Raw genomic sequence first — 8408 nt, 5'->3', positions numbered from 1 at the left:
ACGAATCGTTCGACGAGCGCGTCCAGACGTTCAAAGCTTTCCGGTCCACTCTCAGGGGCCTCCCTGTCCACGAGAGCACGCTCCTCGACCTTGCCTTTCTCGAGGCGGACTACGACTCAGCAGAGAGCGCGCTCGAAACGCTGTTGCGAACCAGCTTCAACAACACGCTGACGCTCTCCATGCTCGGCGCTGCCGGCGACGAAGACGCGATCGCAAACCACTTCCACTATTGGCGGCTGCGTCACGAGCTGGAGATCGGACTCGGTCGCCGACCCGCATCGTTCCGAACGGGCCCGATCGAGTCGCGCCCGACAGGGGAGGCAACACCCGCTGGCGACAACATCAGTAGCTCCGCGTCCATCCATCGCGATACTGAGGCAATACAACTCACCGACCAAATCGATCTACTTGTACGCCAAACCGCACTTGCGCAGGCCCTGATTGCGACTGGAGCCGAGGTAGGCGAGGAGGAGGTGTGGGAAGCGATCAGCATCGTGATGAACCTTTTCCCGCCGATCGCCGGCAAGCGACCTGACCACTCCGTCCATTCGCTGCGCAGCAAACGACGCGAACTGCATACGCTCGCAATCGATACGTTCGAGGCCGTCAGCCTGCAGTTAGTCGGTCGCTACGAGCGGGCGATGAGCAGAAAGTTCGTCTCTCAACCGCGCGAATGGCACGCGGCGCTCCGCGTTGCTCTCGGGGTCAAACTGAACATTGCCGGTGTCGCCCCGGACTGGTTGAGCGAGGCCCTTGCAGCGTTCGAATCGGAGGCACCGGAACAAGGAGTCAACGGGGCCCTTGTCGACCTAGTCGCACTTGTAGACGCGTACTCCCTCCTTGGGAGGACGGAAGAAGCCCAGCGAGTCTGTTTGAATATTTGGCGAACCGCTTTCGGGTTGGGGTCGCGGAACGATTACCAGCTTGCGCGTTGGGTGCAGTGGCTCGGCAGCGCCGCACCTCGGCTGGATAATCTGGACGACGAGGCGGCATGGCTAACGCGCGTGCTCGTCGCTGCCCAACCACTCACCGACCAAGGCATCGGCGCCGAGCACTTGCCAGAAGTTTTGGCCGGCGCATCCCCCCGGACCGCTCTCAACACGTTCGAGTACTTGGTCGCCCACGGCACCGTTTCTCACACGATTGCCATGGGGAACTTGCTCGCTTCGCTTCTCCGCCACGGTAGTTCCGACCGCGAGACGATTGAGTTGGTATCGGAGGTTACGGGCTCGATCGTTGCCGCCGCCAGCAACTCGTTCCATCCCGAGTTGGCCGCAGCACTCGCAGAACGGGCATCCCCCCGCCTCCTCGGTACTCTCAAGGCGGGGCTCCTGAAAGTCGCCCTCCCCACCACTCGCGAGATGTGGGTTCAAGCGCTCACGACGGCGCCGGCGCCGGAGGCCCCGGACGTGGATGGGAGCGACGACTACGGCGGTCTTGAGTTGCGCAACGGGACCCGATTGCCTCGCTCCGAGGTGAGGAAAGTTTCCTCCGATCTCGATTCGCTTCGGGCCCTCATCGCTGAGGAGTCGACCTCGTCGTATTTCGACTGGATCCCTGTGCTGGACAGGAACTTCGCTGAGGCTCAAGCCCATGCCGTCGCGGAAGTCTTCATTGGAACACCGCATGAAGCGAAGGTCCTCGTGTGGGCCGCAGAAAGGGAATACCGCGAAGGACGTATTCAATCGTCCCAGGAGCTTGCCGGAACCGCTCTCGCCCTCGCTCCACTCGACGCTTGGTCCAGCGTCCGCGGAACCGTGCGACGCGACGCTATCCGGGTGCTGGTGACATGCGGAGCGATGACGCCCACCGGCGCCGCGCAGGACTTCGTCCGCTTCGTCACTGAGGAGCACTGGTACAGCAGCATGCTGAACACGGATGTGGACGAGATATTCGCGGCGTTCGGTGTGGACACTTCCGGCAGTGGATACTGGGAGACCGTCCGCGAGTACCTCGAGGCGCTATCGGAGAATCTTGAGCTTCCGCCGCCGCCCGAGGCTCCCATGCTCAAGTGGTGGCTTTCCGCGACCGTCCCGGGTCAGCGTTCCGCCTCGCCGTTGACGGCAGATCAGGCGATTGCAGAGTTGGCTGCAATGCACCTGACGCACCCAGCCTGGGCCGTTCGGGAGGGAACGGCAGAGGTTGTGGTCTCCGCGCTGAAGCGCGGTTCGAAGGCGGTCGTCGATGCACTAATACGGCTGTTTGATGCCGCCGCAACCGACGATGTGCTCGAGTCTGTTGCATCCTGCTTGGCCGCAGCCGGGCCCGTCAGGGATGCCGCACTGGATCCGTTGCGTGCTCGCATTGCGACTCACAGGAGCATGGTTATCCGACGACTCTCCGCGCCCGATGCGAGGACCCACGAGTTAAGAATTGCCCGCCCGTTACCCGCCGTCTACCGTCTGCAACTGTTGGATATCGACGGACCGGAGCCCGAAACCCGCTTTGGCGTCGACCCACCGTTTCTCGAACCTTTCCGAGACGGCTACCTCTTGCTGTCGAAGTATTGCGATCTCGACGTCAACACGCTCCTCGCGGTCGCTGGTCAGTACGCCACGAAGGCGCTGGCGTCTCTGCCTGAATCCAAGTCTGCGATGGGTGCCCTGCTCGATGCGAGCATGAAGCTGACACACCCCAGTTCAGTGGTCCTCGCATCGCGGAGCGCGTTCGGGTACGTCCTGGGTGATCTCGTCGATTCCGGGAGACTGGGCCCCCTTCCCCCTCATGCGGAGCGAGCATTGAGAACCGGAGATATCGCGATGGTCGGACGTGGGTGCGACCGGATGCCGAACATGCTTCCGGCCCACCCGCCGGCAGGTCATGACCAGACCCCGGAAGCGTGGGCTGCCGGAGCTGAAGCTCGGCTGGACGAGTACGTCCGATCGAGCCGGACCGGCCCCGATCAGATCGTCGGAGCGCGGAGCGACCTTGCGGTCCTGAATTGGCCGCACGTCGAGGAGCGCTTCGCATGCGATCTGGTCCGGCGCGGTGAAGCCAGCGCACGCACGGCAATCAGAATCAACACGCGAACCTCCGACCTCGCAGAACTTCCCCATCCACCCGCGGACACCGACACGGTCCCGTTCCTGCTTCGAAACCAAAGCAACGCATTCATGGAGCGACGCGCGAACTGGCTGGCAGTGCACCCCAGCCTGGCCAGCACGCTGAACTGGAACCCGGACCTTGAGTATCTCGGTGGTTGGCAGACGCGGATGGGCCGACCTGCCGCGTTGACGACGATCTGGACCAACGGCAGTTGGGGTCGTCAGGGCCAAATGTTTGATGACGCGGTTTCAGAGGGCTGCGCGGTGGTGCTCACGCCGGATGGCTTAGCTGAGGCCACGGCCCTACTTGGCCCGCTCGATCTGATTTTCAGGCTGTCGCGTTTTGACCACCACGGAGAAGGGCTTGAGACGACCGTTGCTCGTCGGGTTGAACTGTGAACGACGAGCCTCGCAGCTGCACGAAGTGGGCGAGTCCGTCAGCGTTGCGGACGTGTTTACCACTAAGTACCCAACGCTCGTGATCGGTGGCGGCGTCATTCGAGCTCTACCTGCAGACGCGTCGCGCTAGCGTTCGGCGCCGATTCTCGACTTCTCTGCGTTTGCTACAGCGACCGTCTCCTCGCCGGGGTCATACCCAGCCTCTTTAAGTCGTCGCTTATGTAGCCAGACTGTTGACGGCCCGCGATGATGCTGCAATCACTGAATCAGAGCTCGCGAGCCGCTCAATCTGCCTACGGATGCCGGTCCGTAAACGGGCATTGCCCAGACGCGGGTCCGTCGTGTGCCGTTGACTGCCGACAGGTCCGCCCACTCGAGCTCGGGCGCGTCTCGGTTGCTTGCAACATGCCGGATGTGAGCGGGCGATCGTCACCTGCCGGGCCTCATCCCGATGCGAGCTCCGCCCGGATGACGGCGCTCAGCGAATCTCCTCAGAGTTGCTCATCGAAGTTCCCCAGATCGCGGGGTGACGCTAGCGCAGGTTTGTGCCGGCGCGTAGAAACCGGGATGCTCGACAATGGGGCGATACTGTTCGACCGGCGCACTACACCGTTCGCAATCCGACGGCCCGAGGACGAAGATGGACTATCAAGGGTGGACGGTACTTCGATAGCCCTCGGCGTGTCCGAGGGCGTCGATGACGCCCCTGAGCCTCGAGTGCGCGTTGAAGCCGGCGAGTATTTTGTTGTTTGGGCGGGGATGTGCCGCGAATCGTTAGGTTCGTTGCGGCCTGATTGCGAATTGGCCGTGGACAATTAGATGATCCGATGCACAGCAGCGTCCGCAAGCCGGTCTCCCGCCGGTCGATTGGACGAGCTGTCGATGGTTACGGTGTGACGCCCGCCTGACATCGGCGCTCGTCGCAGTAGCCCCGCCAGCAGCGAAGCGCGATGATCCTCCGACATGCGCACGACCGCAAGCGCTAAGAACGTCTACCGCGACTCCGCCCTCCACGTCAGTTCAGCCACGCGGCCCACCCCTACCACGCGCAGAGTGAAGAAACAGAGCAATAGAAACCGAGCAATGCACGCAGGCACTTTCCGTGAGCGCGCTCGCGACCGTTGCCGCGGTTGGCATCGCGTGACAACCTCGTTACATGGTCCGCGGGTGACGAAATGCCAAGCGTGACGCTGCGGCATCGAAGGCTGCGGCGCAGCGCGTGAGAGAGACTGCGCGTGCCAATGCCGTTGATCGATTGGCGTCGAAGTGGGGGAGTGAGCGAGGAGCGCACGACCGTCTGAGCACGGTTTCGGCGGAGCTTGAACGACTGCATAAGCAGGAGGCGGCACTGCTGCGCGAGCGGGACGAACTCGTGCGAGTGATGCGCGTCGCCGAGGTCAGCTGGTCGACCCTAAGCATGCGGACCAAGCTGAGCAGGCAAGCGCTCATGAAGCGCTTGTAGTCAGAGTCAGTAGTGGTAGCGCGCCTGCAGGATCGTGATGTGGGTGTCGCTCGCGATGTAGACGAGGCGATTCGACTCGTCGATGCGGCGTGACCAGGCACCGGCGAGAGCGTGCTTGAGGGCTTCGGGCTTGCCAATTCCCTCGAACGGATCGTCGCGGAGGATGTCGGCGATCAGCTGGTTGATGCGGCGTAGGGTCCGGCGATCCTGCGTCTGCCAGTAGAGGTAGTCGTCCCGCCCCTCGGCTGTCCAGGCGACCTTGCGGTCGCTCACGGCTCGAGGACGTCGTGCTCTTCGATCTCGCCGTCTCGAGCGCTGACCAGAGCGCTCAAAAGGCGACGGGCGTTCTCGGGGGAGCGGAGCAGATAGCTCGTCTCTACGAGCGAGTCGTACTCGTCTTTCGACATGAGCACGGCGGAGCCGCGCTTGGAGGTGATCTCGATCTCCGTGTGGTCGAGATTGACGCGCTCGATGAGGCCGAAAAGGTCGCGGCGCGCCTCGCTCGTGGTGATGGCCATCAGTCCTCCCGAAGTTGTACCAGAAATAGTACCACTCGCCGGGTGTCGAGCGGCAGGTCCACAGGTCGATCAGAGGGTCCTGAGGAGGGCCGCCAGTCCGCAAAAGTCCGCAAGCGGTTGCGCAAGGTAGCAAATTCACGAAAGGTCGAGTGGTGTCAGAACGGGTATAAAGACTTGGTCAAAGTGCGTTTACGAAATGTCAGACAGTTCGACGAAATGTGCCGGATTCGATCCGCTTCAATAGCTGAAGCGGGGCTGGCGGGAGCGGCGTCTCGCCGGTGCGGTTCTGTCCGTACGATGGTGCACCGACCCGCGTCGACGCCGCGAGGCGCCCTCGTGTACTCGACCCCGCAGTGACGCCACGATTGGCGACTCAGGCCTCCGCCCGGGAGACTGGACTCACCGCCGCACATCGCCGATCGGCGACGCCGCGCTCTGCGGCGCATTCGACGTGAGAGGACCCCCGACATGGCCGACACCCAGACCTTCGACCCCGACGCGCGCGCCATCCCGTTCGCCGAGGAAGGCGTCGGGCCTGCCGTTGTGCTCATCGCGGCCCGTCGCCTCACGATCGATTACCTCAGCCCCCTCAGCCACTCGCTCGCCACCGAGGACTTCCGTGTCGTGCGAGTCGGCGCCCGTGACGATGCGGATGCCGCGGCCCCGACCGAGCGCGCACAGGACATTGTCGACCTGCTCGACCACCTCGCCATCGACCACGCGTGGATCGGCGGCCATCGTGACGGTGGCACCGTCGCCCGCTTCGTCGCGCTCGGACACCACGACCGTGTGAACGGCGTGCTGCTTCTCGGCGTCGAGGACGGCGACCTGCCCGCCCCGGCCGACGGGGTGCCGGTGCTCGTCATCCAGGGCACCGCTGACACCATCACCCCGCCCGCGAACGGCGCGGCGCTGCGCGATCGGGCTCCCGGCCTCGTGAGCGTCGTGCCCGTCGAGGGCGGAGGCGACATGTTCCCCACGACCCACGTCGGCGCCACCTCGTGGGCGATCGAGGACTACCTCGACTGGGACTGACCGTGACCGACACCCCGGCCGGCCGGATCGAACCGCGCACCGCCGAAGAACTGATGCGCTCGCGCTTCGCCGCTTTCCGTGACCAGGATGCCGCGTGGCTGATGCACACGTGGCATCCGTCGACGGTGCCCGACGTGCTCGACCTCGACGACTCGCCCCGCTGGCGCGGGCTGCAGATCGTCGACACCGTCGCGGGCGGCCCGGACGACGCGCACGGTGTCGTCGAGTTCCGCGCCACCTACGTCGACGCGGATGGCACCCTCGGCGTGCTGCACGAGCGGTCACGCTTCGTTCGCGACGGCGAACGCTGGTTCTACGTCGACGGAGATCTCTTCGATCAATAGGAGGGCCGTTCGGTCGGGCTGCGCTCGATCACCCCTCCCACCCGAACGCGTTGAACCACGCCGCGCGTCGTGCGGCCTCGCGATCCGAGCGTGCTGCGCGGAACGCGTCGTGACGCCATAGTGTGCCGGCATCGGTCAACCGCACGAACCCCAGGCACTCCTGGCAGAGGGCTCGCCCTGCGGGAAAGCCATCGTCGAGCCGGGGAGCAGGCTGCGCCGTAGCGCCCGAGCCGCGGCATCCGGGCTCGTCCTGCTCGCGATCCGACCACATCAGCGAGGTGCCGTTCCGGTTGTGCAGCCCCGCGTGTCCGATGGCGCGCGTGCACACCGCGCCGTCGCGTCGGCTGAGGCACCAGCGGGTCGGGGGAGTGTCGGTCACCTGGCCACTGTAGGCGGGCAGCGGAAGGGCGGGGCCGCCGCGCGACCCCGCCCACGACCGGATGCCGCGGTCAGTACTTCATGACGATGCGGCCGTCGATCTTGCCCTGCTCCATACGCTCGAACACCTCGTTGATGTCGTCGAGCGACTCGACGGCGATCGTCGGGTGGATCTCGCCGCGGGCGTAGAAGTCGAGGGCCTCGATCATGTCCTGGCGTGTCCCGACGATCGAGCCGCGGATGGTGATCGCCCGCAGCACGATGTCGAAGATGTTCGCGGGGAAGTCCCCCGGGGGAAGCCCGTTGAACACGATGGTCGCGCCGCGACGGGCCATTCCGAGTGCCTGACCGAACGCCTTCGGGTGCACAGCGGTCACCAGCACGCCGTGGGCGCCGCCGGTGAGCTCCTGCACGGCAGGTCCCGGGTCGGTCGTCGCCGCGTTGACGGTGACTTCGGCGCCGTGGGTGCGGGCGAGCGCGAGCTTCTCCTCGTCGATGTCGACCGCAGCGACGCGCATGCCCATCGCCCGGGCGTACTGCACCGCGATGTGGCCGAGACCACCGATTCCGGAGATCACGACCCACTCGCCGGGCTTCACCTCGGTCATCTTCAGACCCTTGTAGACAGTGACACCCGCACACAGGATCGGCGCGACCTCGTACGGGTCGGAACCCTCGGGAATTCGCGCGGCGAACCGCTCGTCGACGAGCATGTACTCGCCGAAGCTGCCGTCGACGGAATAGCCGCCGTTCTGCTGCTCGGGGCAGAGGGTCTCCCAGCCGGTGCGGCAGTACTCGCACACGCCGCACGCGCTCCACAGCCACGCGTTGCCCACGCGGTCGCCGACCGAGAGGGATGTCACGCCCTCGCCCAGTGCGACGACCTCGCCGTAGCCCTCGTGACCGGGGATCAGATTCGCCTTCGGCGCGACCGGCCAGTCGCCGCGCGCCGCGTGGAGGTCGGTGTGGCACACGCCGCTCGTGATCACCTTCACGAGTGCCTGGCCGGGACCCGGAGACGGGATCGCCACGTCTTCGACGACCAGCGGTTCGCCGGAGGTCGTGACCACCGCGGCGCGCATGGTGCCGGTGGGCACGGTGCCGCGATCGAGGTTCGGACGGGCGTCGGTGAGAATCGACATCGTCATCACTCCTTCGTGTCGGGGAACGGCCCCGGACCCCTTCCGAGGTTCCGTGATCCCCGTCGCGATGCCGACGCTACGCCGCG

At 65.2% G+C, this 8408-nt stretch carries 7 protein-coding genes; 3 read left to right on the top strand and 4 right to left on the bottom strand.

The window, feature by feature from the left end:
- Positions 1-3443, top strand: a 3443-nt coding sequence (locus tag BGO15_RS12355; protein WP_286748402.1) for a hypothetical protein, incomplete at its 5' end; no start/stop codon positions are given.
- Positions 3444-4911: 1468 nt separating this feature from the next.
- Here the strand turns inward: BGO15_RS12355 and BGO15_RS12350 are convergent.
- Together BGO15_RS12350 and BGO15_RS12345 are read right to left on the bottom strand one after the other, a co-directional pair.
- Positions 4912-5178, bottom strand: a complete 267-nt coding sequence (locus BGO15_RS12350) for a Txe/YoeB family addiction module toxin (protein WP_056207297.1) — start codon at positions 5176-5178, stop codon at positions 4912-4914.
- A complete protein-coding gene (locus BGO15_RS12345; protein WP_056207295.1) occupies positions 5175-5423 on the bottom strand; it encodes a type II toxin-antitoxin system Phd/YefM family antitoxin in 249 nt (82 codons plus the stop codon). The genes BGO15_RS12350 and BGO15_RS12345 overlap by 4 nt, the downstream gene beginning before the upstream one ends.
- A 468-nt stretch (positions 5424-5891) precedes the next feature.
- Between BGO15_RS12345 and BGO15_RS12340 the strand changes: the two genes are divergently transcribed.
- Both BGO15_RS12340 and BGO15_RS12335 read left to right on the top strand, forming a co-directional pair.
- Entirely contained in the window at positions 5892-6458 is a 567-nt protein-coding gene (locus BGO15_RS12340) for an alpha/beta fold hydrolase (protein WP_056207292.1), read from the top strand.
- A gap of 2 nt (positions 6459-6460) precedes the next feature.
- Entirely contained in the window at positions 6461-6802 is a 342-nt protein-coding gene (locus BGO15_RS12335) for a YchJ family protein (protein ID WP_235557478.1), read from the top strand.
- Positions 6803-6830: 28 nt separating this feature from the next.
- Here the strand turns inward: BGO15_RS12335 and BGO15_RS12330 are convergent, their stop codons facing one another.
- Both BGO15_RS12330 and adhP read right to left on the bottom strand, forming a co-directional pair.
- Positions 6831-7181 (bottom strand): hypothetical protein, encoded by a 351-nt coding sequence (locus tag BGO15_RS12330; protein ID WP_156454826.1) that lies wholly within the window; start codon positions 7179-7181, stop codon positions 6831-6833.
- Positions 7182-7251: 70 nt separating this feature from the next.
- A complete protein-coding gene (gene adhP, locus BGO15_RS12325) occupies positions 7252-8322 on the bottom strand; it encodes an alcohol dehydrogenase AdhP (protein WP_048808839.1) in 1071 nt (356 codons plus the stop codon).
- Positions 8323-8408: the final 86 nt, after the last annotated feature.

The sequence above is a fragment of the Microbacterium sp. 71-23 genome (assembly GCF_001897265.1).
GTDB lineage: Bacteria > Actinomycetota > Actinomycetes > Actinomycetales > Microbacteriaceae > Microbacterium > Microbacterium ginsengisoli.
Note: the sequence above shows the minus strand (reverse complement) of the source record. Positions and strands in the feature narration are given on the sequence as shown.

Coding starts and splice junctions, on each gene's coding strand:
- BGO15_RS12345 (WP_056207295.1), bottom strand. CDS start 5,423: ATGGCCATCACCACGAGCGAGGCGCGCCGCGACCTTTTCGGCCTCATC.
- BGO15_RS12340 (WP_056207292.1), top strand. CDS start 5,892: ATGGCCGACACCCAGACCTTCGACCCCGACGCGCGCGCCATCCCGTTC.
- adhP (WP_048808839.1), bottom strand. CDS start 8,322: ATGTCGATTCTCACCGACGCCCGTCCGAACCTCGATCGCGGCACCGTG.